The sequence below is a fragment of the Teredinibacter turnerae T7901 genome (genome assembly GCF_000023025.1).
GTDB lineage: Bacteria > Pseudomonadota > Gammaproteobacteria > Pseudomonadales > Cellvibrionaceae > Teredinibacter > Teredinibacter turnerae_B.
Genome location: NC_012997.1, coordinates 3331235 through 3354526, shown reverse-complemented (window position 1 = coordinate 3354526; position 23292 = coordinate 3331235). Strand labels below are relative to the sequence as shown.

Annotated in this window: 24 protein-coding genes and 1 tRNA gene; 17 read left to right on the top strand and 8 right to left on the bottom strand. The window is 52.8% G+C overall.

Going from position 1 to position 23292, the window contains the following annotated elements; all coding sequences use genetic code 11:
- Positions 1-2: 2 nt before the first annotated feature.
- From ccoO to TERTU_RS13190, 13 genes are all read left to right on the top strand, one after another.
- Complete coding sequence (gene ccoO / locus TERTU_RS13250) at positions 3-614, top strand: cytochrome-c oxidase, cbb3-type subunit II (RefSeq protein WP_015818712.1); 612 nt, start codon at positions 3-5, stop codon at positions 612-614.
- Between the two features lie 5 nt (positions 615-619).
- The gene (locus TERTU_RS13245) at positions 620-820 is read left to right on the top strand and encodes a CcoQ/FixQ family Cbb3-type cytochrome c oxidase assembly chaperone (protein ID WP_015818133.1); all 201 of its coding nucleotides are present in this window, start codon (positions 620-622) and stop codon (positions 818-820) included.
- Positions 821-834: 14 nt separating this feature from the next.
- Complete coding sequence (gene ccoP, locus TERTU_RS13240) at positions 835-1737, top strand: cytochrome-c oxidase, cbb3-type subunit III (RefSeq protein WP_329600475.1); 903 nt, start codon at positions 835-837, stop codon at positions 1735-1737.
- Positions 1738-1867: 130 nt separating this feature from the next.
- Positions 1868-3301: a cytochrome c oxidase accessory protein CcoG gene (ccoG, locus tag TERTU_RS13235; protein ID WP_015817242.1), complete on the top strand. Its 1434-nt coding sequence runs from the start codon at positions 1868-1870 to the stop codon at positions 3299-3301.
- Positions 3302-3328: 27 nt separating this feature from the next.
- The gene (locus TERTU_RS13230; protein WP_015818711.1) at positions 3329-3823 is read left to right on the top strand and encodes a FixH family protein; all 495 of its coding nucleotides are present in this window, start codon (positions 3329-3331) and stop codon (positions 3821-3823) included.
- 7 nt (positions 3824-3830) lie between these two features.
- Positions 3831-6221: a heavy metal translocating P-type ATPase gene (locus tag TERTU_RS13225; protein WP_015818112.1), complete on the top strand. Its 2391-nt coding sequence runs from the start codon at positions 3831-3833 to the stop codon at positions 6219-6221.
- A 24-nt stretch (positions 6222-6245) separates the two neighbouring features.
- The gene (gene ccoS / locus TERTU_RS13220) at positions 6246-6491 is read left to right on the top strand and encodes a cbb3-type cytochrome oxidase assembly protein CcoS (protein WP_015817755.1); all 246 of its coding nucleotides are present in this window, start codon (positions 6246-6248) and stop codon (positions 6489-6491) included.
- Entirely contained in the window at positions 6484-7206 is a 723-nt protein-coding gene (locus TERTU_RS13215; protein ID WP_015817180.1) for a sulfite exporter TauE/SafE family protein, read from the top strand. Before ccoS ends, TERTU_RS13215 begins: the two co-directional genes overlap by 8 nt.
- Positions 7207-7321: 115 nt before the next feature.
- Positions 7322-7876: a DJ-1 family glyoxalase III gene (locus TERTU_RS13210; RefSeq protein WP_015820505.1), complete on the top strand. Its 555-nt coding sequence runs from the start codon at positions 7322-7324 to the stop codon at positions 7874-7876.
- A 422-nt stretch (positions 7877-8298) separates the two neighbouring features.
- A complete protein-coding gene (locus TERTU_RS13205; protein WP_228378156.1) occupies positions 8299-9159 on the top strand; it encodes a choice-of-anchor A family protein in 861 nt (286 codons plus the stop codon).
- Between the two features lie 163 nt (positions 9160-9322).
- Positions 9323-9814 (top strand): RNA polymerase sigma factor, encoded by a 492-nt coding sequence (locus tag TERTU_RS13200; protein ID WP_015817149.1) that lies wholly within the window; start codon positions 9323-9325, stop codon positions 9812-9814.
- Positions 9811-10248 (top strand): anti-sigma factor family protein, encoded by a 438-nt coding sequence (locus tag TERTU_RS13195; protein ID WP_015820597.1) that lies wholly within the window; start codon positions 9811-9813, stop codon positions 10246-10248. The genes TERTU_RS13200 and TERTU_RS13195 overlap by 4 nt, the downstream gene beginning before the upstream one ends.
- Complete coding sequence (locus TERTU_RS13190) at positions 10245-10586, top strand: YbjQ family protein (RefSeq protein WP_015817269.1); 342 nt, start codon at positions 10245-10247, stop codon at positions 10584-10586. Before TERTU_RS13195 ends, TERTU_RS13190 begins: the two co-directional genes overlap by 4 nt.
- A 35-nt stretch (positions 10587-10621) precedes the next feature.
- Here TERTU_RS13190 and TERTU_RS13185 read toward each other — a convergent pair.
- A tRNA-Pro gene (locus TERTU_RS13185) sits at positions 10622-10698 on the bottom strand.
- A gap of 348 nt (positions 10699-11046) precedes the next feature.
- Between TERTU_RS13185 and TERTU_RS13175 the strand changes: the two genes are divergently transcribed.
- The 4 genes from TERTU_RS13175 (at position 11047) to TERTU_RS13160 (ending at position 15276) form a co-directional block, all read left to right on the top strand.
- A complete protein-coding gene (locus TERTU_RS13175; protein ID WP_015817449.1) occupies positions 11047-11943 on the top strand; it encodes a LysM peptidoglycan-binding domain-containing protein in 897 nt (298 codons plus the stop codon).
- A gap of 60 nt (positions 11944-12003) precedes the next feature.
- Complete coding sequence (gene gloA / locus TERTU_RS13170; RefSeq protein WP_015816921.1) at positions 12004-12387, top strand: lactoylglutathione lyase; 384 nt, start codon at positions 12004-12006, stop codon at positions 12385-12387.
- 15 nt (positions 12388-12402) lie between these two features.
- The gene (gene pabB, locus TERTU_RS13165) at positions 12403-14508 is read left to right on the top strand and encodes an aminodeoxychorismate synthase component I (protein ID WP_041590244.1); all 2106 of its coding nucleotides are present in this window, start codon (positions 12403-12405) and stop codon (positions 14506-14508) included.
- Positions 14509-14613: 105 nt separating this feature from the next.
- The gene (locus TERTU_RS13160; RefSeq protein ID WP_015820253.1) at positions 14614-15276 is read left to right on the top strand and encodes a ParA family protein; all 663 of its coding nucleotides are present in this window, start codon (positions 14614-14616) and stop codon (positions 15274-15276) included.
- Positions 15277-15307: 31 nt separating this feature from the next.
- Here the strand turns inward: TERTU_RS13160 and TERTU_RS13155 are convergent, their stop codons facing one another.
- Genes TERTU_RS13155 through metG form a run of 7 tightly spaced genes read right to left on the bottom strand, consistent with a single transcriptional unit; the run spans position 15308 to position 23205 of the window.
- The gene (locus tag TERTU_RS13155; RefSeq protein WP_015819786.1) at positions 15308-16018 is read right to left on the bottom strand and encodes an electron transport complex subunit E; all 711 of its coding nucleotides are present in this window, start codon (positions 16016-16018) and stop codon (positions 15308-15310) included.
- A complete protein-coding gene (rsxG, locus tag TERTU_RS13150) occupies positions 16018-16662 on the bottom strand; it encodes an electron transport complex subunit RsxG (RefSeq protein ID WP_015820570.1) in 645 nt (214 codons plus the stop codon). The genes TERTU_RS13155 and rsxG overlap by 1 nt, the downstream gene beginning before the upstream one ends.
- Positions 16659-17708 (bottom strand): electron transport complex subunit RsxD, encoded by a 1050-nt coding sequence (gene rsxD / locus TERTU_RS13145; RefSeq protein ID WP_015820690.1) that lies wholly within the window; start codon positions 17706-17708, stop codon positions 16659-16661. Before rsxD ends, rsxG begins: the two co-directional genes overlap by 4 nt.
- Before the next feature lie 12 nt (positions 17709-17720).
- A complete protein-coding gene (rsxC, locus tag TERTU_RS13140; RefSeq protein ID WP_015819564.1) occupies positions 17721-19964 on the bottom strand; it encodes an electron transport complex subunit RsxC in 2244 nt (747 codons plus the stop codon).
- Positions 19961-20563 carry an electron transport complex subunit RsxB gene (rsxB, locus tag TERTU_RS13135; protein WP_015818926.1) on the bottom strand — a complete coding sequence of 201 codons (603 nt, stop codon included), beginning with the start codon at positions 20561-20563 and terminating at the stop codon, positions 19961-19963. Before rsxB ends, rsxC begins: the two co-directional genes overlap by 4 nt.
- Positions 20564-20569: 6 nt before the next feature.
- Positions 20570-21145 carry an electron transport complex subunit RsxA gene (gene rsxA / locus TERTU_RS13130; protein WP_015818353.1) on the bottom strand — a complete coding sequence of 192 codons (576 nt, stop codon included), beginning with the start codon at positions 21143-21145 and terminating at the stop codon, positions 20570-20572.
- Positions 21146-21168: 23 nt separating this feature from the next.
- Positions 21169-23205, bottom strand: a complete 2037-nt coding sequence (gene metG, locus TERTU_RS13125; protein ID WP_015818293.1) for a methionine--tRNA ligase — start codon at positions 23203-23205, stop codon at positions 21169-21171.
- Between the last annotated feature and the right edge of the window lie 87 nt (positions 23206-23292).

Below are 23292 nucleotides of genomic sequence, written 5' to 3'. Positions count from 1 at the left end.
ACGTGAAGAATCATGACATAGTAGAAAAAAATGTTGGCCTTCTCGTATTGCTGACGGTAGTGGCCATCAGCTTTGGCGGTTTAGTGCAAATTGTGCCGCAGTTCTTTCTGGAAGAAACAACCAAACCTATTGATGGACTAAAGCCGCTTACAGCGCTGCAGCTGGAAGGACGCGATATTTATATCCGCGAGGGTTGCACCGTTTGCCACACCCAGATGGTGCGCCCGCTGCGCGCTGAGGTAGAGCGTTACGGTCATTACTCAGTCGCTGGCGAGTCTGTTTATGAGCACCCGTTTCTTTGGGGCTCTAAGCGTACCGGGCCAGATCTGGCTCGCGTGGGTGGTCGTTACAGTGACAACTGGCACCGGGCTCACCTTTACAACCCGCGCAACGTGGTCCCTGAATCCAATATGCCTGAGTTCCCCTGGCTATTTGATGCGGTGTTGGACGGTAAAGATACAGCCAAGAAAATGAAAGCGTTGCGCAGCGTGGGTGTGCCTTATACCGATGACGACATTGCAGGCGCCGCTGATGCTGTTAAAGGCAAGAAGGAAATCGACGCGGTGGTTGCCTACCTTCAGCAGTTGGGCACTTTGCTCACACAGAAGCGGTAACGGGTATGGATCTTATAACACTCCAGGGGCTTTCCACGATCTTTGTGATGATCGCGTTTGCCGGGGTTTGCTGGTGGGCGTTTTCACCTAAACGCAAAAAGCGCTTTGAAGAAGCGGCAAATCTGCCGTTTGCCGACGAACCCGAGAGTAAAAACAAACAACAAAAAACTGAGGGCGAAAGTCATCAGTCAGCTGAGCAAAAATAAGGGCAGGGCTGAATATGAGTACATTTTGGAGTCTTTGGATCATGATCCTCACATCAATGTGTTTAGCATTGGTGTGTTGGGTACTGTTCGCCAACCGCAAAGTGGCGGTAAAAGACGATGGTCAGGACGAGAACAAAACGACGGGTCATGTGTACGATGGCATTGAAGAGTACGACAACCCGCTACCACGATGGTGGTTCATGCTATTTGTGGGCACGCTCATTTTTGCTGCTATCTACCTGGTGATATACCCAGGCTTTGGCGCCTACAAAGGGGTTATTGGTTGGACTTCCGTAAAACAACTGGAAGCCGAACAGGAAGCCGCCCGTGAAGATCACACCAAAACCTACGGTGTTTATTCAAGCATGCCAGTGGAAGAGCTGATTCACGATGGTCGTGCGATGAAAATGGGTGTGCGTTTATTCGCGAACAACTGCTCTGTTTGTCACGGCGCTGATGGTGGCGGTAACTTTGGTTTCCCCAACCTTACTGACAAAGACTGGCTCTACGGTGGTTCCCCGGAAGAAATCCAGGCCAGCATAACCCACGGTCGTTCGGGAGCTATGCCTGCCTGGGGTGAAATACTTGGCGAAGAGAAAGTTGTCGCCGTTGCTGAATACGTAATGAGCCTTTCCGGCATGGACCACGATGCTGATCTGGCTGAACAGGGCGCTGGCCAGTTCCAGAGTACCTGTGCTGCGTGTCATGGCCCGGATGGAAAAGGCCAGAAGCTGGTCGGCGCGCCTAACCTGACTGATAGTATCTGGTTGTATGAGGGCTCGCGTGAAGCGATCCAGCAGGCGATTCGCTCGGGGCGTAAAAACCAAATGCCCGCGCAGGAAAATAAACTGCGAGAGGAAAAAATTCACTTGTTAACAGCTTACGTATACTCACTCTCGTACGACTACGACAAGTAAACTGTAGAGCAGATACAAGCTTTTTAAGCGGAAGTGCAGGGAGCCTGAACGGTGACACGCCTTCCGCTTTTTTATTGGTGCAAGTTTATAGTATATTAGATAAATCTAAAAAAAGTGGGAGCCAAAGAAAGTGTCAGACAAGCTGTCGCCGGAAGAAGAGCAACCTATCCGCTATCGGAATCTCTACGAGAAACCGGATAAAATATACATTCGCAAAATTTCTGGTTTTTATCAGAGCATTCGTCGGTATACAGGTATACCTTTAATTGTTGTCTTCGCGCTTTTGCCCTGGCTGACAATTGACGGTCGGCCCGCTGTTTTGTTTGATCTTCCTGCGCGGCAATTTCATGTGCTCTGGCTGACATTCTGGCCACAAGATTTTATGTTGCTGGCCTGGCTACTTATTATCTCTGCGTTTTCTTTGTTTGCTGTAACCACGTCTTTGGGGCGGGTTTGGTGCGGTTTTACTTGCCCGCAAACAGTCTGGACGCTTATTTTCTTTTCAGTCGAACACTTTTTTGAGGGCGACCGCAACAAGCAGGTCAAGCTTGATAATTCCCCATGGAATTTTAATAAGATTTGGCGCAAAACAGCTAAGCATGCTGTGTGGCTCGCAATCGCCTTTGCCACTGGTGCTACGTTTATCGGTTACTTCCTACCGGTGCGGGAGTTGCTTTCCGGAATGCTTCCCTATTGGGGGGAGTCGGGAATTCTTACGTTTGACATCCCTCCAGCAGCCGCGTTCTGGACGTTTTTCTTCACTGCTGCGACTTATCTGAATGCTGGCTATATGCGTGAGCAGGTGTGTAAGTACATGTGTCCTTACGCGCGCTTCCAATCAGTGATGTACGATAACAATACTCTGGCTGTATATTACGATGTGGCACGTGGTGAACCGCGCGGCGCTAGAAAACCGAAAGATGATCCCAAAGAAAAAGGTTTGGGTGATTGCACCGATTGCTCATGGTGTGTTCAGGTTTGCCCCGTGGATATCGATATTCGAGACGGCTTGCAATACGAATGTATCAATTGTGGTTTGTGCGTCGATGCCTGCAATGCAGTCATGGATAAAATGAACTATGACCGTGGTCTGATTCGATTCACATCGGAAGTGGAATTACAAACCGGTAAATTCAGGTTTTTTCGGCCACGCGTTATTGGTTATGTGCTGGCGGTTGTGGTCATGGCAACGGCATTTATCTATACCATCTCCAGCCGAACCCCTCTGAGTGTCGATGTTATTCGCGATCGGGGTGCACGTCTTTACCGGATTAATGGTGATGATGTGCAAAATGTATATACGGTAAAAATAAATAATATGGACAACAGCGCGCACAGCTATACGCTTACGGTGTCCGGCGATTACCCGTTCAGAGTAGTGAACTATCGCAAAGTGGAGATTATGCCAGGCGAGGTGTTTACCGTACCCGTACGTGTTGCCGTAGAGCGCAAATCGCTGGATAGCGAAAAAGCGCGATTGGTGATGACCGTCACCTCTTTGGATGATGAAAGCCTTGTCGCGACCGAAACCACGAACTTCCTGGGGCCAGTTCCTCGCAAATAAACTGAGATGTGCAGCTTGGAAACAAAAGTGATTAAACCCTGGTACCGAGAGCCTTGGGCCTGGCTGGTTGTAGGCCCTTTGTTCTTTGTTATTTTTATCGGGCTGGGGCTGGTGTTTATTTCTGTTAAATATCGCGATGACGTGGTGCGCGATGACTACTACAAGGAAGGCAAGGCCGTAAATAAGCTCTTCGAAGCAGAACGCGAAGCACACGATCAAGGTCTGGCCGCGACTTTGACACTGAATTTGTCTGACTCGATAATAAATGTGACCCTTAACGAGCCGGTGGATAGTGACGAAGAGCTCATCCTGATGCTTTCCCATCCGCTGAAGGCTAACCAGGATCATGAGTACCTTCTTCACAGAAAATCATTTACCGGTTATGAAGCAGAGGCTGACGTATTACCCAAGGGGCGTTGGTATTTGCGGATTGAGTCGCGACGCGGTGACGCGTCGGAGCTGGTTTGGCGAGTGAGCGGCGAGGCAGATTTTTCCCAGCAAGCTTCCGTAGAGTTGCGCTAGTGTTGCGATGACCCAGTGCTTTCATTGCGGTTTGCCTGCCGATGGCAATATCACCGCCAAAATAGACGATCACCCACAATTGTTCTGTTGCGAGGCTTGTCGCTTGGTCGCATTGACGATCAGTGAAGGGGGCCTCTCCAGTTATTATCGCTTTCGCGACGAACTTGCAGAAAAACCTCGTGCATTAAACAATGATTTTCTCGGTTACGATTTGCCCGAGGTCCAATTGGACTTCGTTCATCGCGATGCCGACAATTTAGCGGTCGCGCGCCTGAGTATTCAGGGTATCAGTTGTGCGGCCTGTGCCTGGCTCATTGAGAAACACCTGGGCGAACAGCGCGGGGTGTCCCAGGTTAGAGTTAACGCGACGACGCGTCGGTGCACTTTGCGTTGGAATCCAGAGACGGCGCCGTTAAGTACGTTATTGAACGAGATTCAGCGCATTGGTTATCAGCCGCTCCCGGACCGCTTGGAGAGCAATCAGCAGCAGCGTAAAGCTGAGCGCCACCAGGCTTTTATGCGGCTCGGCGTCGCCGGTATTGGAATGATGCAGGTGGGTATGGTGGCCGTGGCTCTCTACTCTGGCGATCACTACGGCATTGAGCAGAATTGGCAAAGTTTCTTGCGCTGGGTGAGTTTAGTTATTGCAACACCGGTCGTGTTTTTCTCTGCAGCGCCCTTTTTTCTGAGTGCCGCGCGCGCGCTTAGAGCAAAGCATTTAAATATGGATGTGCCGGTCTCGCTGGCAATTGGTTTAGCTTACACGGCCAGTGCGTTTGCGACTTTAACGGAAACGGGGGATGTCTATTTCGATTCGGTTTCCATGTTTACATTCTTTCTTTTGCTGGGGCGTTTTCTGGAGATGCGTGCGCGCCACAGCAGTGCCTTTGCCAGTGAAAATCTACGCCAATTATTGCCTCTGACCGTAACCCGGATGGATGAGGCAGGAAGTAAAGTGTCTGTCCCTTTGAATGCATTGCGGCCTGGCGATCAGGTTTGGGTGAATGCAGGGGATATGATTCCGGCCGATGGTGTATTGACCAACGCGCAAGCGTCTGTCGACGAATCGATTTTGACGGGTGAATCTCTACCACAAATAAAAAAACGTGGCGATTCTCTCTGTGCAGGAACGCTGAATCGTGAATCAGCGTTGCAGATGCATGTTGTTCAAACTGGCGCGAATACGCAATTGGCAGCCATCGAGCAATTGGTTGAGCAGGCAGCTTTGCAGAAACCTCGGCAAATCGCTTTCGCCGATTTAATCGCCGGTAGGTTTGTTGCTGCAGTGTTAGTTTTGTCGGTGATCGTTGCTTTCGTGTGGTGGCACATTGAGCCAGAACGGGCGTTGTGGGTAGTGCTCTCGGTGCTGGTGGTCACTTGTCCTTGTGCGCTCTCTCTCGCTACGCCAGCAGCTTTAACCGCTGGATTAAACCGTGCTCGGCAGCTGGGGGTGTTAGTTAGCGGGCCGCAAGTGATGGAGAGCCTGGCGCGGCTGACCCACGTGGTATTCGACAAAACTGGTACCCTAACCGAAGGGCATTTGCGCTTGCTGGGCACGGTCTCCCCAGGCGCTGGGGCGCAGACTGGTGAAGCTGAATCTCTTTCCATCATTGCTGCACTGGAGCAGTACGCGCAACACCCGATTGCCGATGTTTTTAGAGCGTTTGATCGCGGGTTGGTGGCGACTGACGTGAGCGTGAGTGAAGGCGAGGGTGTTTGTGGATGCGTAAACGGAACACACTATCGGTTTGGCAGGCCGGAATTCGCTGCGCCCGGGGTGGCTTATCCAGATGAGGACGCCCAGGTTTTGTGGCAGTTGCTGGCCGCGGAGACTGAGGCCGATGGCCAAGCTATTCCTCTGCGCTGGATTATGCTCGGCGATTGTTTACGAGAGTCTGCAATAAATGCGGTAACCGAATTGGGAGAGCTGAACAGGAATGTCACCTTGCTGAGCGGCGATCGCTACAGCGTTGTCGCGGATGTCGCAAAGGCTGCGGGTATTGCAGATTGGGCCGGGGAGGCACGGCCTGCAGACAAGTTGCACTGGCTAAATCAGCAACAGGCTCAGGGGGCGCGGGTACTGATGGTCGGTGACGGAATAAACGATGTGCCCGTGCTTTCTGCGGCAGATATATCGATGGCGATGGGGTCCGCTACGCGACTCGCGCAATCGAAAGCTGACGGTATTTTGCTTAACGGTAACCTCACCGCGATTCCGGCCATTATTGTATTGTCTGCCCGAGTTCAAAAAATCATACGTCAAAATCTCACTTGGGCGCTGGTGTATAATCTTGTTGCGCTACCTGCCGCCGCAACAGGGATTCTCCCTCCGTGGCTGGCGGCGATAGGCATGTCCGCCAGTTCGCTCGTTGTTGTGCTCAACGCAATGCGCACCTGATTCTTCCCCACCCAGGATAACCTCGTGGAAAGTTTATTTATTTTAATTCCGATTGCGATCGTGTTCGTAATTATCGCTGTGAGTATTTTCTTCTGGGCGGTGCGCTCTGGGCAATACGAAGATTTAGATACTGAAGCACGCCGGATTTTGTTTGATGAAGACGAAGCCGCTAAAAGAGCTGATTCCGCTGGCCCACATAGTTCTAACTCTAATGATTCTAGCCCCAAAAATTCCGACACCACTCTAGAGAAAGCAGACGCTGATGATTGAACCTGTAATTGCTGCATTTACTTTAGGCTTGATGGGAGCAGGCCACTGCCTGGGTATGTGTGGTGGGGTCACCGCTGCACTGGCTTTCGCGAACCAGGCGCAGGGTCGGGTTTATTCGATTTTCATTTTGCTGGCGTATAACCTCGGCAGAATTGGGAGCTACGCGCTTATCGGCGGCCTCGCCGCATTGGTCGCGGGTATGTTCGACGGCCTGACGCCACTACCGATTTTACGCGCACTGTCTGGTGTATTGCTCATCGGCATGGGGTTTTATCTGGCGGACTGGTGGCGAGTGCTTTCCCGGTTGGAAAAAGCGGGTGGTATGCTCTGGCGATTTGTTTCACCTTTAGCCGGAAAATTAATGCCCGTAAAAACGGTGCCGAACGCACTGCTATTAGGTTTTCTTTGGGGTTGGTTGCCCTGCGGCCTGGTTTATTCTGCGCTCGTGTACGCTGCAGTTCAGGCGAATTTCGCTTCAGGCGGCACCGTGATGCTGGCTTTTGGGTTGGGAACCTTGCCAGCCGTATTTGCTGGAGGTTTGGCCAGTGGTTATATCAAAAAGGCGATCGCCCATGTGTGGGTGCGCAGAATATTTGGGATAGGTTTTATTGTCTATGGCGTATACACATTAATTCCTGTGGCCAAGATACTGCTTGTTTCCTGGGGCCTAATTGACGCTCCGGCAATGATGATGGACCCCGCACACTGCCACTAATTTTTCTGCTTTTGGCTAATTAGCGCTCGGCCGGCAGGGGCGGGTGTAGCCAATAAAATATTTATTAGGTTAATCAGACGTTCCTTAACATCTTAATGTAATGGAGAATCGAGTGATGGCCAATGTTTTGGTTCCAATTGCAGACGGTAGCGAAGAAATCGAAGCCGTTACGATTATTGATGTGTTAGTGCGAGCAGGCGCTGAGGTTACTGTCGCTTCGGTCATGGAGCACTCCCAGATTATCGCGTCTCGCGGTGTAAAACTCGATGGCAGCTGCTTGATAGGGAGCTGCGGCCGGGATTGGGACCTGATCGCGCTGCCTGGTGGCTTGCCGGGAGCGGATCATCTCGCTCAGAGTGGGCCTCTCATGGAGCTTGTGCGGCAGCAGCTTGCCCAACAACGTTTGCTGGCTGCGATATGTGCGGCGCCGGCTGTGGTCTTGGGGCGCCATGGGTTACTTGCCGATCGGGTCGCTACCTGCTATCCCGGATTTCAGGAGGAACTTGCCAGCCAAGCCAGGGCGGTGAGTGTGGAACGCGTGGTGGAGGATGAAAACCTTATTACCAGCCAGGGGCCGGGCACCGCGATGGAGTTTTCTTTGGCGCTGGTGACGCGTCTATTTGGCTCGGAGAAGGCGGCAGCGGTCGCGGACGGTCTGCTGTCCCGATAGATAGACCACAGCTCCATTGCGGGTTTGCCTGCGAACTCACTCTGCTCTATTGCTGACAGTATTTTGATACTCGCGACAAAGGCTTTCTTTGGGCGTAATTGTGCACTAAAAACAAGAGCCAAAATTATCCTGTCGATATTCTTTACCTTGTGAATTTTCACGACGATTTTTCCCCGAAAACTAGAGTCTCCACAATATTTTTGTGCAGTAAAAACAGGCGCTGCGAGCGGAGTTATTACTAACTTAAATTATTGGCCTATATATTGCTATATCCGGGCCGTGCACCAGTCTGGCGTTAGGATTGGGCAAAGGGCTGAAAACAAGAATGTTTACAAGATGACTACGGGGTAAGATCGGTGAAAAAAATAATCGGATCATTGTATGTATCCGCCGCGCTGCTGGTGAGCCAAGGGGCCGCGGCTATGAGTATCCCCCTCGCTGAATATAATCTGGTGGTTGCTGGTGATTATGTTCACGAAGGCGGTTCAGTTTGGGGTAAAACGTTTATTGGCGGCGACCTTAACGGCGGCGCTTCGGAATTTGCTGTCCAGGTGCCTGCGGCGCCGGTGGTGGATTCATTGCAGGTGGTTGGCGATATCAACGCTGGCCATGTAAAAGTTAAATCGGGCAACCTGGTACTCGGTGGCGCAATCTCTTCTTCCTCCAACGTGGAACTTCACGGAGCGGGAGCGAGTATTGTCCATGACGCTGGTTTAAGTATCGACAGCGTGGTGGCAGATCTTAAGTCTGCGAGTCAAACCTTCAGTGGTATGTCCGGTGTAGGCAACAGTGCGTCTTTCGTCAATGGCGCCTTCAGCTACAGCGGTACTTCTAGCGTAGCCTTTTTTGATATGTCTTATGACGAGCTGTTTCGTCAGAACACTAACTTCACTTTCTCCGGTGTACAGGCGGACACATTGATCATTAACGTGTCTGGTACCCATGTGAATACTGGCTACGGGTACAACTTTCCTGGCCTGGACCTTAGTGGTAACAGTGGTTTGGGTGCCAGCGACATATTGTGGAATTTCTTCGAAGCAGAAGAACTGACGATTTCAAACCCTATTGTTGGTTCAATCCTGGCGATTGATGCGGACGTGACTCTCATGGGTACTCTCGACGGTTCCCTGGCTGCGGGTTCTCTGCGCACACAGCGCCAAATCCACGACTACGAGTATCCGCACGATGTAAGTACGGTACCTCTTCCCGGTTCAAGTGTGCTGTTTGGCTCGGCTTTGCTGGCTTTTGCTGCTGCACGCTATCGTCGCAAGAAGCGCGCCTGAGTACTTCTTTGTCGACTCTCAGAGCCGGGGTAACCCGGCTTTTTTTTGCCCGCTCAAAACGGCACTTTCTAGCGTCTCGATAGAATTTTGCAGTGTAAGGGAATATTTTGTTCTTCAACCCGTTTATAGAGAAAGTCCTTGGAGACTGGAGGCAAATAACCCGATGGAGCAATGGCTGGTGTTTCGAGCTGGTGCGTTGATACTAGCCGAAAAGCTAATCGCAGATAAATCTGAAGCTCAGGATATTGTGCAAGAGGCGTTGGTGAAAGCCGGCAAGGCTCGCAAAATACCGGATGGCGAGGAGAGTTCCCGCGCCTGGTTTTTTACGATAGTGCACAATCTCTGTATTGATACGCTGCGGGTGCGCCATCGCTTAAAGTACGACAGCACGATATCGATGGACAGGGAAGTCTGCCGGAATTGTGGTCCGCAGGAAACCCTCGAAAAGCGTCAGCAGGCGGACCAACTTCGTCAGGCGATAGCCCAGTTAAGTCTGGAGCATCGAGAAATTATCGCGCTGAAAGATATGCTCGATTTCAACTACAGCCAGGTAGGTCAAATTCTCGGCTTAACACCGGGTACAGTAATGTCCCGGTTGCATCGGGCGCGCACCCAATTGCGAGAGCATTTCCTAACCATAGGAGGGCGTTTATGAATACGGATTGCGAGGTGCTATCCCCCTTAATTTCCGGACTGGTGGATGGCGAGTTAACCCAACAGCAAGGGCAGCGGATAAATCAGCATCTGGCAAAATGCAGTGCTTGCCGTGAGAGGTACGAGCAACTTAACACGCTAAAAAAACTGACTGGGGATTACTCCCTCATCAGCCAGGACGAACGGCAGCGGGAAATTTTGCGCACTGATCAGATGGCTAACTTGCTCGCCTGGGGTGGCTGGCTGTTGCTGCTCATTGTCGCGATGCTAATGGGTTACGCCGTTATTTTCACCGTTATTCAAAGCGATATGCTCTGGTGGCACAGGTGTCTGGTTGGTTCGCTCACTTTGGGTATTCTCTTGTTATTCGCCAGTGTGCTGCGTCAGCAGCTTAAAATTTTAAAAACGGATAAATTTCGCAAGGTGAATTTATGAGCAAGGCTTTACTGATTCCAGTTCTCACCACAGAAACGGTTCCCGGTCGGGAAATAGAGAGTGCTTTGGGTTTGGTGAGAGGTAATACGATCCGCGCTCGGCACCTGGGTAACGATATCTTAGCTGGCCTGCGGTCTCTAATCGGCGGTGAAATTACAGAGTACACAAAGCTCATTGCGGAAAGTCGCGAACAAGCGCTGGAGCGCATGCTAGTGGAAGCTCGTGAGCTGGGTGCAGACGCCGTTATCAATTTGCGTTTTACAACCAGCACCCTGGCAGCCGGCGCTGCGGAGTTACTGGCTTATGGCACGGCAGTTAAACTGCGAGCGGTCCAGTAAATAAGAAGGGCTGCGGGCAGACAGGCCCTATTAAATGGTCGGAGCGAGAGGATTCGAACCTCCGGCCCCTGCCTCCCGAAGGCAGTGCTCTACCAGGCTGAGCTACGCTCCGATGCGTGCATTGTTACATAAAATTGACGGCCGCAAAATACACTCAAATCAATTTCCTCTCTTCGAATAAGTCACTATTCACCTTGTGTCCCAGACACCACGCCGTTGTTTTGCGCGCTAAGCCTCTGCGCTTATTTCCGCCATGTAATACTTCTGTAAAAAAACCACAGGATATTGACCACGCGCTCTGCAACTGTCGATTTTTTTGTAAGCGGCTGACGTATGAAAAGTGTTTTCCAGGTCTGGGCGCAGCTGGCGTTTGCGGAGTTCGGTTGTAGTCTCTGTCAACTGCGCAAACAAAAGCAATTCAAACCAGTAAATCATCAAGTGGACTTGCGTAGGAGCCTCCATGAAACAAGGCGAGTTTGAATATTCTGTACAAACTGGCGAGAACCTCTTGGCGGTTGCACGGCGCTTTCGTGTAACGCTTAATGAGTTGCTGTCGGCAAACCCCCGATACCGGGCTGATCCTGACTGTGTGCGCGGTGGCGACCGCTTGATTATTCCGACAGCAAAATTGGATGACACCCTTGTACGATTTGGTGATGTTTCTGCGGCAAACCAGACCGATTGTTGCAACTTGCCGTTGGGTGACGTTGATTGGCTGGTGCCAAGCGAGGGGCGCTTGACCTTCGAGCTGGCAGGCAGCGAAATACGTGGGCGCTTTTTCAGCCGCAAACCCCATGTACCTGATGCCACATCGGGCGTTGTTATTGGTCGTGGCTACTGCTTGCGCGATCGCTCCGAGCAGGAAATATTCAATGATTTGCGAGAGGCGTGTGTGGATGCAGTGGATGCGCGCAGCCTGGCCAGTTGTCGGCATTTAACTGGAGCCAAAGCACGTAAGTTTTTGCAGGATATGGGCTACCACCGCATCGAAATCACCCCGGAATCTCAATACCGCTTATTTCATATCTTGTTCAACGAATTGATCGGAGCTGTTTTGCGCATTGCACGCCGCCTGGATGTGGTTGAGAAATACGGGTCAGTAGACTGGCATTCCCTGGACCAGCCAGTGAAGGATTTAGTCGTGGATTTACACTACACAGGTGATTACACCAACGCGACTTTCGAGCGCATTCAGCCTGCATTGGTGAGTGCTAATCGCAACGATCTGCTTCATGTCATCAGCGACCAGTATTACTGGGTCGAGTTGCGTAATACCCCGTTCGAGCGATTTGACGCTCGCAAACGCTATTTGATTAAAGCCGCAGAGGCGCAGACTACTACCGAGAGCACACCTTAATTGGAAAAAGCTATCACTGCGGAGTATCCTTGTCGCCCTTAGTAGCGAGGAGGTCTCAATATGCGTTTTTTACACACCATGATTCGGGTCGGCGACCTGGACAAATCCATTGCTTTTTACACTGACGTATTAGGTATGGAGCTTCTGAGCAAGGACGACTTTCCCGATGGACGTTTTACTCTGGCTTTCGTCGGTTACGGCGATGAAGCTGACAACACCGTGCTGGAGTTGACGCACAACTGGGATACACCCAGTTACGATCTTGGTAATGGTTTCGGTCATCTGGCGATTGGCGTTCCCGATGTTTATGACGCCTGTGACAAGATCAAAGCTGCCGGCGGCAAAGTTGTACGTGAACCTGGCCCGATGAAACATGGCACAACGGTGCTGGCGTTCGTGGAAGATCCCGACGGCTATAAAATCGAGTTATTGACCAGCAAATAGTTTTTGCGCAGCCGAGTGCCGGGTGTTGTGAAAACCCTTCTCATCGATAATTTCGATTCATTTACGTTTAATCTGTATCAGCTGATCGCAGAGGTTAACGGCCAGCCGCCAACCGTCGTACGCAACAACGCCGGCGATTGGGATGCGTTAAAAACGGCGGGATTCGATAACATCGTTATTTCCCCCGGACCTGGACGTGCCGACAGCGAGGTGGACTTTGGCATCTGCGCGCAGGTGATTCGCGAGGCGCAGGTACCGGTGCTAGGTGTGTGCCTCGGTCATCAAGGTTTGTGTCAGACCATGGGCGGGGAAGTGGAATATTTACGCCCGGTTATGCACGGCCGTATTAGCCAAGTATTTCATCAGCAAGACCCGCTATTTGGGCATATTCCCTCACCCTTTGCAGTCGTTCGCTACCATTCGCTGGTGGTGAGCAAAGTACCTTCCTCTCTGCAAGTCATCGCCCAAACAGCCGACGGTGCAAATATGGCCGTGCGACACCGGCATCGTCCGATGTGGGGGGTGCAGTTTCACCCCGAGTCCGTATGTACCGAGTATGGTCGCCAGTTGCTCGTCAATTTTCACAATTTAACCAAAGCCTGGTACGGCCCGGGCTTTGATGCGTCTGCGGCGGCCAGTAAGCCGGCTAAGCCAGCACCAGTCGCCCGATCTGGCAGGGCCCCTCTAAAAGTATTTTTTCGCCGTCTGGCCAGCTGCCTCCAGCCGAGTCTGTTTTTTAAAACCTGTTTCGCTGCAAGCAATACGAGTTTCTGGCTGGACAGTGAATGCTTCCGTTCGCCACAAGGGCGGTTTTCTTACATGGGTGATGCCGCAGGCCCGCAGGCGGAAATACTGGAGTACAGCCAGCAGTCGCAGCTGCTCAGGGTGCGAACTCACGAGGGCGAGAGTGTTGTCGCGACGCCGCTGTTTAGTTATCTCAATGAACAGCTAGCTGAACGTGAGTTACACAACAGTGAACTGCCATTTCCATTTAATCTCGGGTACGTGGGGTATTTGGGTTATGAGATGAAGGGCGACTGTGGCTACCCGGTTGTCCATAGGGCAGATACCCCAGACGCATGTTTATTGTTTGCTGACAGAATCTGTGTGTTTGATCATCAGGCCCAGGCGATTTATCTGGTCTGTGTCGATCTCGAAGAAGAGGGTGATCGCGCGAAACAGTGGCTTCACCAGATGGAGCAACACTTGGCTGCGCTGAGCAAGATTCCGGTTCCAGATGCACCTCACGCGGTAGATAAACACGTGGCTGCAGCAAACGCTCAGTCTGGGCTTTTCGTGCCTGCACACACGGATCAGGCGTACCTTGAACTGATTGCACGGGCGAAGGAAATGCTGCAACGCGGTGAGAGTTACGAAATTTGTCTTACCAACCAGCTTAGTGCTCCTTGTGAGTTTGAGCCCCTGGAGCTTTTCCTGCGGCTGCGTGCCGAGAATCCAGCGCCTTATGCGAGTTATTTGTGTTTTGACGATCTTCAGGTGGTGAGTTGTTCACCTGAGCGCTTTCTCACCATTGATCAATGTGGTCGAGTTGAAACCAAGCCGATTAAAGGGACCCGCCGTCGTGCGAGTACGGCAGCGGCCGACGCGCAGGTTATTGTCGAACTTACGGAAAATGAAAAAGAGCGCGCAGAAAACTTGATGATTGTTGATTTGCTGCGCAACGATCTTGGGCAGGTCTCGAAAGTGGGGAGTGTCTCTGTTCCTGCCCTGTTTACTGTTGAAACCTTTGAAACCGTCCATCAGATGGTGTCGACAGTGGTGAGCGAGCTGGAGGAAGAGCGCACCGCTGTTGATTGCGTTAGGGCCTGCTTTCCCGGCGGTTCTATGACCGGCGCCCCCAAAAAGCGAACGCTGGAGATTCTGGATCAATTGGAAGGACGCGCACGTGGTGTCTACTCCGGTGCGATTGGTTATTTTGCACTGAACGGTTCGGCCGACTGGAGCATCGTGATCCGCAGTCTGGTGTGCCTCCAAGGACGCTGCAGTCTCGGCGTGGGTGGCGCTATTACCGACCTCTCAGATCCTCGGGCCGAGCTTGAGGAAACCCGCATAAAGGCTGAAGCTATTTTGCGGGGCGTTGCGGGAATACTGGGCCGCTGAGCAAGCGAACTTCTTGCGTTCAAGGCATGCCAACGGGCGATTCTCTGCTATACCTTCTACGAGGTGCCGACAAAACTGGCCACGCAGGGACTTACCGTCACGCTTATGAACCAGATATTTATCGCCAACCCCAAAGGTGGTTGCGGCAAAACCACCATCTCCACGCAAATCGCCGGCTATTATGCGAACCTCGGGTACCGGGTGCTGTTGGTCGATCACGATGCACAAAAATCGAGTTCCGACTGGCTGGCCAGTCGACCCGCCCGGTGCTCCTCTATTCAATTGCGCGCCACCACTGTCGAGACTCCGGTATCCGACGGAGAGGCGGAGGTTGTTGTGCATGATATGCCTGCAGCCTGGTCACTGGACCATGTGGCCGATATCATTCACGCTGGCGACAAAGTACTGGTACCCGTGTTGTCCTCGCCAACGGACATAAAAGCCTGTCTGCGATTTTTGATGGAACTGTACCGTTCGGGTATTTTTGAGGCGGGCATTCGGATGGGGATGGTGGCTAACCGCTCGCGGGAGCACACGCGCTATTACAAGATACTCATCGAATTTCTGGAGCGCTTGGAATCGCCATTGGTGGCGAACCTGCGCGACACGCAGAATTATGTCCGCGCGATGGATCGCGGGCTCACAATCTTTGACCTACCGGAGTCCCGAGTAGCCGCTGATTTGGCTCAGTGGCAACCCATTTTCGACTGGCTCGACGTTGCGCCCCCGGCGAACCCTGTACACACCGCGGAGGCGTTAGCGGTCTAGCCTTGCTGCGAACGCGCTGGTCGTTGCGCCCCTAGGCGATTTGACCCGTAGTCCGTACCCGTTTACTGCCTTTGCTCACGACACTCTTGCGAGCAGCGGCGCGTTTTTCGAAGTGGCTATCGATCATATTTTTAATCGCGATCAGCAACCCGGCAATTAAAAATGCGCCCGGCGGCAATACCGCGACCAGAAACCCCGGGTAGCTATCGCCAAAAACATGAAGTGTCCAACTACGTGCTCCCTCGCCAAATAGCAAGTGCATATTCGCAAACAGCGTGCCCGCGCCCAGCACTTCTCGCAATGCGCCGATGACTACCAGCACACACAAAAAACCAGCGCCCATCATCAGTCCGTCCACAGCTGAAGGCAGCACTGGGTTTTTGCACGCAAATGCATCTGCGCGACCGAGTATCGAGCAGTTGGTGACAATCAGTGGAATAAAAATGCCGAGAATCTGGTACAGCTCGTAGGTGTAAGCTTGCATCAGTAGTTCGGTACAGGTGGTGAACGCAGCGATAATCATCACAAATGCGGGCAGCTTGACCGCGTCACTCACCGCATTGCGGATTAAGGATACGGCGATATTTGAACCCACGAGCACAAGCATAGTGGCGAGGCCAAGCCCCAGTGCGTTGACCACAGACCCGGTAACCGCTAATAGCGGGCAGAGACCCAATAACTGAACTAATGCGGGGTTATTTTTCCATAGGCCGTTGATGGTTAGCTCGCGGTAGCTTGCCATTATTTATCCTCCGCTGAGGGTGGTGTGGTGGGCAGTAATTCGGCTTTGTGCTTCTGAAACAGCTGAAGCGTTTGTTTTACTTGCTTCACCACGGCGCGCGGGGTGATCGTTGCGCCAGTAAACTGATCGAATTCACCGCCGTCTTTTTTCACCGCCCAATCGTCGACCGATGGATTGCCCAGTGACTTACCGTTGAATTCCAACACCCAGTCGCTTTTGCGCAAATCGACTTTATCTCCCAACCCTGGGGTTTCTTTATGACTGAGGGCGCGCACGCCGGCAATGGAGCCATCTGCGTTGATACCTACGATCAGTTTTATCGCCCCGCTATAACCGTCGGGGGCTATCGATGGCAGAATCACCGCGATGGGCGCACCCTTCTGGTAGGCGACATTCGCGAGTGTGCCCGGTGGTACGCCGAGGGCTAATGCCAGGTTGGCGGGAAGCGGCAGGCTATCAGCGAGCATGTCGTTGTCATGACGCTCGCGCGGCACGATTTCGAGTAAGGCAGATTCGGCTGCACGTTTTTCCGCTTCAGCAATTCTTGCCTCTGTCGCGGTATAGGTGGTTGCCAGTACACCGGCAGTCGCAAGTGCAAACAACGCCAGCACCAGGCTGTTTTTACTGATGGACTGCCCGATCACTCCTTGTTCCCCCCACGCTTACCGTGCCCGTAAGTTACTGGTTTGGTGTAATAGTCGATGAAGGGGGCGGCAAAATTCAATAGCAGCACAGAGAAGGCCACCGCGTCCGGATAATTACCCCAGTGCCGGATCACGAAAATTAATATGCCGATTAGTGCGCCGTACACCAATCGCCCGCGGTTGCTGACTGCGCTCGAAACCGGATCGGTAACAATAAAAAACGCGCCGAGCATGGTGGCGCCGGAGAACCAGTGAAACAAGGGAGACCCGCCGCTGGCTGAGCTGCCGCCATCATAGAATAGCGCCGCAGACACACCTAATGCCGCCAACATGGCCACGGGGGCATGCCAGGTAAACACTTTTTTATACAGCAGGAATACACCACCCGCCAAAAAGGCGAGGTTTACCCACTCCCAGCCTGCGCCAACGACTGTGCCGTGCTGAAAGGTCGGAGCCTGCTGGTAGACGGTTTCAAGCAGTTGACTGCTGTTTTGTTTTACCACATCCAGCGGTGTAGCCCCGCTGTAACCATCAATAAGGTTACCGAAGAATACTTGCTGTAGGGTTGCACCAATCGATGGAAGCGACTGCCCATCGGCCAGCGTAGACACTGCCGCGGGCCAACGACTCATCTCCAACGGGAAGGAGATCAGCAACACAATGTAGCCCACCATCGCCGGGTTAAACGGGTTGTAACCCAGTCCGCCATAAAGCTGTTTGGCAACGACTATGGCAAAAAAGCTACCAGTGGCCAACAGCCACCAGGGCGAGTAGGGGGGGAGTGCCAGCGCCAACAGGAATGCGGTCACAAGGGCACTAAAGTCACCGAGGTAAAAAGCCAGCGGCCGTTGACGCAATTTCAAAAATGCCGCCTCAAACGCGACACAGAATACGCTGGCCAGTAAAAGGTTGGTGAGTACGCCAACACCAAAATAGGCCACCATGACAGCAATACCCGGCAAAGTTGCCAGGAGTACGGTTTGCATCACCGCGCTGGTGCGACTGACAGCGTGAGTGTGCGGGGAAGTTACTCGGATAAATGCCATAAACTGTTTCAGTTACTCGTTACTGCTTAACTCGGCTGTTGCCTGTTCGAGCTTTTGTTCGAGCTTGGCAACACTGGTGGCAAACGCGTCCAGGTTTTCGTCGTTTTCTTGCTGGGCTTTTGCCAGCCGCGCGCGTGCTTTGGTCAGGCGCGTTTGAAGCGATTTCACCTGAGCAGCGTGCTTTTCTTCGTCACTCATGACGGCCTGCTCCGCAGCACGGGCCTTCGCTTTGGCGATGGCGGCTTGAGCTGCGTCTTGCTCATTGGTCTTTGCGGGGGCGGGTTCATCTGCTGGGGCTTGTTGCAGTTGTGCCAATTCCGCACGGCTGGTTTCCAGTTTTTGCTCCAGTTTCTCAACACCGAGTTTCAGCGCGGCTGCGCTGGCTGAACCGGTCGCCACTGCGTCCCGGTGTTTTTCTCGGGCTGTTTGCAGGCGCTTTTCAATTGAGCTAATGGATTTTTCGAGCTGTGCTGTCGGCGATAGCGCCAGCTTTTGGGTTACGGCGGTGGCGGTAGTATCAACAGTTGTTTGACTGCTGCTGAAGCCATCCAGTTTTTGTTGCGCTTCCTGTACTTTCTGTTCGGCTTGCTTAAGCCGAGCGCTCAGCGAATCTTCTCGGGACTGGTCTGCCCCTTCCGCTTTTGCCGCGTCGAGCGCATTTTGGGCGCGCTCCACGCGGCTTTTAGCACTGCTTAATGCGCGTTCGAGTTTCGCCAGCTCTTTATTGGGATCGACTGCGGTAGTTTTACTTTCAGTAACGGCGTCAGCGACCAGTGGCGGCGTCGTTTTTTCGGCGGTCGCTTTTTTGGCGGCTTCCGCTGCAGCTTTACGGGCTAAACGCTTGGCTTCTTTTTCCGCTTCCATTTGTGCGATTCGCTCTTTGCGCGCTTCAAAACGTAGGCGGGAGCGATCTGACTTTTCTTTCTCTTTATCGAGGCGGCGGATCTCGCCCTTGGACGCGCGGTAGTATTGCACTAATGGAATACTGCTCGGGCACACATAGGAGCATGCGCCGCACTCAATACAGTCGAACAAATTGTGTTCTTTGAGTTTGTCGAAATCTTCGCTTTGCGCATACCAGAACATCTGCTGCGGTAACAGGGACGCGGGACAAGCCTGAGCGCACATGCCGCACCGAATGCACGCTTGTGCTGGTGGCTGCGCAGGCATTTCTTCGTGGCTCGGCGCCAGCAAACAGTTGGTCGTTTTTACCACCGGCGCCAAGGCGTTTTCCATCGTGAAGCCCATCATCGGGCCACCGATGATCAGGCGCGCACAGGCTTCCGGGTTCCAACCATGGTGTTTGAGTACATGAACAATGGGTGTCCCAAGCGGGACTTCAATATTGCGCTGCTGAGCCAAAGAGCGCCCGACAACTGTCGTAATGCGGCTGATCAGAGGTTCTCCGTAGCGCACTGCCCGCCATGCGGCGCGCGCCGTACCAACGTTTTGCACCACGATTCCGATATTCGCCGGTAAGGCCCCGCTGGGCACCTGCCGACCGGTGACAATCTCAATCAGTTGTTTCTCGCCACCGGAGGGGTATTTAGTTGGGAACACCACAACGTTTGCGGAGGTACCCTCGGTGGCCTTGCGCATGGCATCAATGGCTTCCGGCTTATTGTCTTCGATGCCGATTAAGATGTTGGCGGGATCACCCAACAAGTGCGCGAGTAGAAGGGCTCCGGCAACGACTTCATCGGCCTTTTCACGCATGAGCATGTCATCTGCAGTGATGTAGGGCTCGCACTCAGTGCCGTTGAGGATAAGTGTATCTATGGGTTGGTTCGCGCGCGGGTTAAGCTTTACAGCAGCTGGAAAGCCTGCGCCGCCCATCCCGGCTACACCGCCGTTGCGAATTCGCGCGAGGCACTCTTCGCGACTGATCTGGCGATAATCTTCGCAGGGGCTAAGGTCTGCCCACCGGTCCTCGTGGTCGGGTTCGATCACAATGCAGGGGCCGTTCACGCCGGACGGGTGAGGGATCGGGTGGCTCTCAATGGCGACCACTTTGCCAGATGTTGAGGCGTGCACTGGCGCACTGATCAGACCATCTGCGCTGGCAATAATCTGACCCTTTAACACCCGGTCGCCCACTGCCACAATTGGCGTTGCCGGCGCACCCAAATGCTGGCTGAGCGGTAGCACAATCTCATTCGCTAAGGGAATTGTGCCAATAGGCTCTGCTGTAGATTGATGTTTATTCTCCGGGGGGTGTACACCACCGTGAATAGCGAAAATTTGGGATGCACTCATGCCGCGTGCTCCTTTTCTCGGTCGGTAGCGATAAGCTGAGCGGGTTTCGGCATTTCCCACTTCCACTCTGCCAGCCCCTGCTGTACTGGTCGCATTTCGATGCAATCTACCGGGCAGGGCTCCACACACAGATCGCAGCCAGTACATTCTGAGCCGATAACGGTGTGCATTTGTTTGGCCGCGCCCAAAATCGCATCGACAGGGCAGGCCTGAATACACTTGGTACAGCCGATACATTCATCTTCGCGGATAAACGCAACTTTTTTTACATCCGACGCTTCACCGTGCTCGGAATCAAGGTCGGGCGCGTCTACATCCAGCAGGTTTGCCAGGGCTGCAATCGTGGTATGCCCGCCTGGGGGGCACTTATTGATCGCATCGCCTCCAACAATTGCCTGGGCATAGGGCCGGCATCCCGGGTAGCCACACTGACCGCATTGAGTTTGTGGCAGCAGTTCGTCGATCTGGTCGACCAGCGGGTCGCCTTCCACTTTAAATTTAACGGCAGCAAAGCCGAGTACGCCGCCGAAGACTGCGGCCATAAGGCCGAGAGCGATCAGCGCCGCAATAATGGGATGTTGAATCAGAAGCTCGATCATGCGCGGTTATACCAATCCTGCGAAGCCCATAAACGCCAACGACATTAATCCTGCGGTGATCATACCGATGGCAGCGCCTTTAAATGCGACGGGCACGTCGGCGACCGCGAGGCGCTCGCGCATGGCTGCAAATAAGATCAACACCAGCGAGAAACCAACTGCTGCGCCAAAGCCATAAAAGGTGGATTCCAGGAAATTGTGATTCTTGTTGGTGTTTTGCAATGCCACACCCAATACCGCACAGTTGGTGGTGATCAGCGGCAGGAATACGCCGAGGACCCGGTAAAGCAGTGGGCTGGTTTTCTCGATGAACATTTTGGCGAACTGCACAACGGCGGCAATCACCAGAATGAACGAGATGGTCTTAAGGTAAGTGAGCTCGAGCGGCACCAGGACCCAACTGTGAACCATATAGCTACACACAGACGCCAGGGTGAGTACAAACGTGGTTGCGGTGCCCATGCCAATAGCTGTTTCGAGCTTGTTCGAAACCCCCATGAACGGACACAGGCCGAGAAACTGTACCAGCACAAAGTTGTTCACCAGCACGGTACTCAGCATGATCACTGCGAATTCTGTCATCGTAGTCGTGTCTCCGATAGGGGTTACATCACGCGCATACCAGATTCCGCGCCGTCATCGGGTGTCAGAACATAGATGTCTTTACCACCGGGGCCTGCGGCCAGAACCATACCTTCAGACATACCGAATTTCATTTTTCGCGGCTTCAGGTTGGCGACCATCACAGTGCGCTTGCCGATTAACTGGGCTGGGTCGTATGCGCTTTTAATTCCAGCAAATACATTGCGGGTTTCGCCACCCAGGTCGAGGGTGAGGCGCAGCAATTTATCGGCACCTTCTACATGTTCGGCGTTGGCGATAAGCGCAACGCGGAGGTCAACCTTGGCGAAGTCCGCGTATTCGATTTCGTCAGCAATGGGCTCCTTGGCGAGCCAACCTTCCGGTTCCGCTGGCTTGTGCGGCGCTTCTTCTTTACTGGCTTCAATCATGGCGGTGACGTTTTCCGCTAAGACTCGGGTCATTAACGGTTTAAAGGTTTGGATGGTGTGCTCACTCATAAAGGTCAGAGAGTCAGACCAGTCCAGCGTGGTGTTCAAAAATTCCTCGGCTTTTAGTGCTGTTGCAGGCAGTACCGGCTTGAGGAACGTCATCAGGGCCGCAAAGCAATTAACGCCCATGCTACAGACTTCAAGTACCTGCTGTTCTTTTCCGGCTTCTTTGGCCAACTGCCAGGGGGCTTGCTCGGCGATGTACTCGTTCGCCGCATCCGCGAGAGCCATAATTTCACGCATGGCTTTGCCGTACTCGCGATTTTCGTAATGGCTGGCGATGCTCTGCTCGGCAGCGGTAAACTTCTCCCACAGGGCCGGCTCTGCCACTACCGCAGAGAGAGTGCCGCCCGATTTGGCAACGAATTTAGCGGTACGGCTGGCGATGTTAACCACCTTGCCTACCAGATCCGAATTTACCCGGCTGATAAAATCTTCCAGGTTGAGGTCCAGATCGTCCACGCTGTTAGTGAGTTTGCTCGCGTAGTAGTAGCGAAGATATTCGGGGTCCAGGTGCTTGAGGTAGGTTCGCGCGTTGATAAAAGTACCGCGTGACTTGGACATTTTGGTTCCGTCGACGGTTAAAAACCCGTGCACGCAAACTTTGGTCGGCGTGCGGAATCCGGCATCGCTCAGCATCGCTGGCCAGAACAAAGCGTGGAAATTAATAATGTCTTTGCCGATGAAATGGTAAAGCTCGCAGTCGGAATCTTTTTTCCAATAGTCGTCGAATTCCAAACCTTCTGTTTTGTCGCAGAGATTTTTGAAACTGGCCATATAACCAATTGGCGCATCCAACCAAACATAAAAGTATTTGCCTGGGTGGCCGGGAATTTCAAATCCGAAGTAGGGCGCATCGCGAGAGATATCCCACTCCTGCAGACCACTGTCGAGCCACTCAGCCAATTTGTTAGCAACTTCATCCTGCAGGTGACCGGCTCGCGTCCAGTCTTTTAAAAAGTCGCTAAATTCCGGCAAAGTGAAAAAGTAGTGGTCGGAGTCCTTCGCTATGGGGGTAGCGCCGGAAATGACGGAAACAGGATTCAGCAACTCCATCGGCGAGTAGGTCGCACTACAATTTTCGCAGTTGTCACCATACTGGTCGGGTGTTTTACACTTCGGACAAGTGCCTTTAACGTAGCGGTCGGCCAAAAACAGCTGTTTTTCCGGATCGTACGCCTGAGTCACCGAACGTGTGGCAATATGGCCGTTGTTTTGCAGTTGGGTATAAATGTGGCTGGACAGCTCGCGATTTTCTTCCGAATGCGTTGAATGATAATTATCAAAGTCGATTAAAAAATCAGCGAAATCGGCTTGGTGATCAGCGCTTACTGCCGCGATTTGTTCTTCCGGTGTTACGCCAAGTTGCTCAGCTCGCAACATAATCGCTGTGCCATGGGCATCGTCTGCGCATACATAAATACATTGGTTACCACGCAGCTTTTGAAAACGTACCCAAATATCGGTTTGAATGGTTTCTACCATGTGGCCCAGGTGTATGGCGCCGTTTGCGTAGGGGAGCGCACTGGTAACCAGAATTTTTCTTGGGGAAATAGCAGAGTCAGCTGTCATGGGGATCAAATACTTCCGTCGGCACTGTTAAAGATACCCCGGCGGGTGCGCGGGGCGCGCAACTATAGCATTAATTGGCTGATGATT

Coding starts and splice junctions, on each gene's coding strand:
- TERTU_RS13245 (WP_015818133.1), top strand. CDS start 620: ATGGATCTTATAACACTCCAGGGGCTTTCCACGATCTTTGTGATGATC.
- ccoP (WP_329600475.1), top strand. CDS start 835: ATGAGTACATTTTGGAGTCTTTGGATCATGATCCTCACATCAATGTGT.
- TERTU_RS13225 (WP_015818112.1), top strand. CDS start 3,831: ATGACCCAGTGCTTTCATTGCGGTTTGCCTGCCGATGGCAATATCACC.
- TERTU_RS13215 (WP_015817180.1), top strand. CDS start 6,484: ATGATTGAACCTGTAATTGCTGCATTTACTTTAGGCTTGATGGGAGCA.
- TERTU_RS13210 (WP_015820505.1), top strand. CDS start 7,322: ATGGCCAATGTTTTGGTTCCAATTGCAGACGGTAGCGAAGAAATCGAA.
- TERTU_RS13205 (WP_228378156.1), top strand. CDS start 8,299: ATGAGTATCCCCCTCGCTGAATATAATCTGGTGGTTGCTGGTGATTAT.
- TERTU_RS13200 (WP_015817149.1), top strand. CDS start 9,323: ATGGAGCAATGGCTGGTGTTTCGAGCTGGTGCGTTGATACTAGCCGAA.
- TERTU_RS13195 (WP_015820597.1), top strand. CDS start 9,811: ATGAATACGGATTGCGAGGTGCTATCCCCCTTAATTTCCGGACTGGTG.
- TERTU_RS13190 (WP_015817269.1), top strand. CDS start 10,245: ATGAGCAAGGCTTTACTGATTCCAGTTCTCACCACAGAAACGGTTCCC.
- TERTU_RS13175 (WP_015817449.1), top strand. CDS start 11,047: ATGAAACAAGGCGAGTTTGAATATTCTGTACAAACTGGCGAGAACCTC.
- gloA (WP_015816921.1), top strand. CDS start 12,004: ATGCGTTTTTTACACACCATGATTCGGGTCGGCGACCTGGACAAATCC.
- TERTU_RS13160 (WP_015820253.1), top strand. CDS start 14,614: ATGAACCAGATATTTATCGCCAACCCCAAAGGTGGTTGCGGCAAAACC.
- TERTU_RS13155 (WP_015819786.1), bottom strand. CDS start 16,018: ATGGCAAGCTACCGCGAGCTAACCATCAACGGCCTATGGAAAAATAAC.
- rsxD (WP_015820690.1), bottom strand. CDS start 17,708: ATGGCATTTATCCGAGTAACTTCCCCGCACACTCACGCTGTCAGTCGC.
- rsxC (WP_015819564.1), bottom strand. CDS start 19,964: ATGAGTGCATCCCAAATTTTCGCTATTCACGGTGGTGTACACCCCCCG.
- rsxB (WP_015818926.1), bottom strand. CDS start 20,563: ATGATCGAGCTTCTGATTCAACATCCCATTATTGCGGCGCTGATCGCT.
- rsxA (WP_015818353.1), bottom strand. CDS start 21,145: ATGACAGAATTCGCAGTGATCATGCTGAGTACCGTGCTGGTGAACAAC.
- metG (WP_015818293.1), bottom strand. CDS start 23,205: ATGACAGCTGACTCTGCTATTTCCCCAAGAAAAATTCTGGTTACCAGT.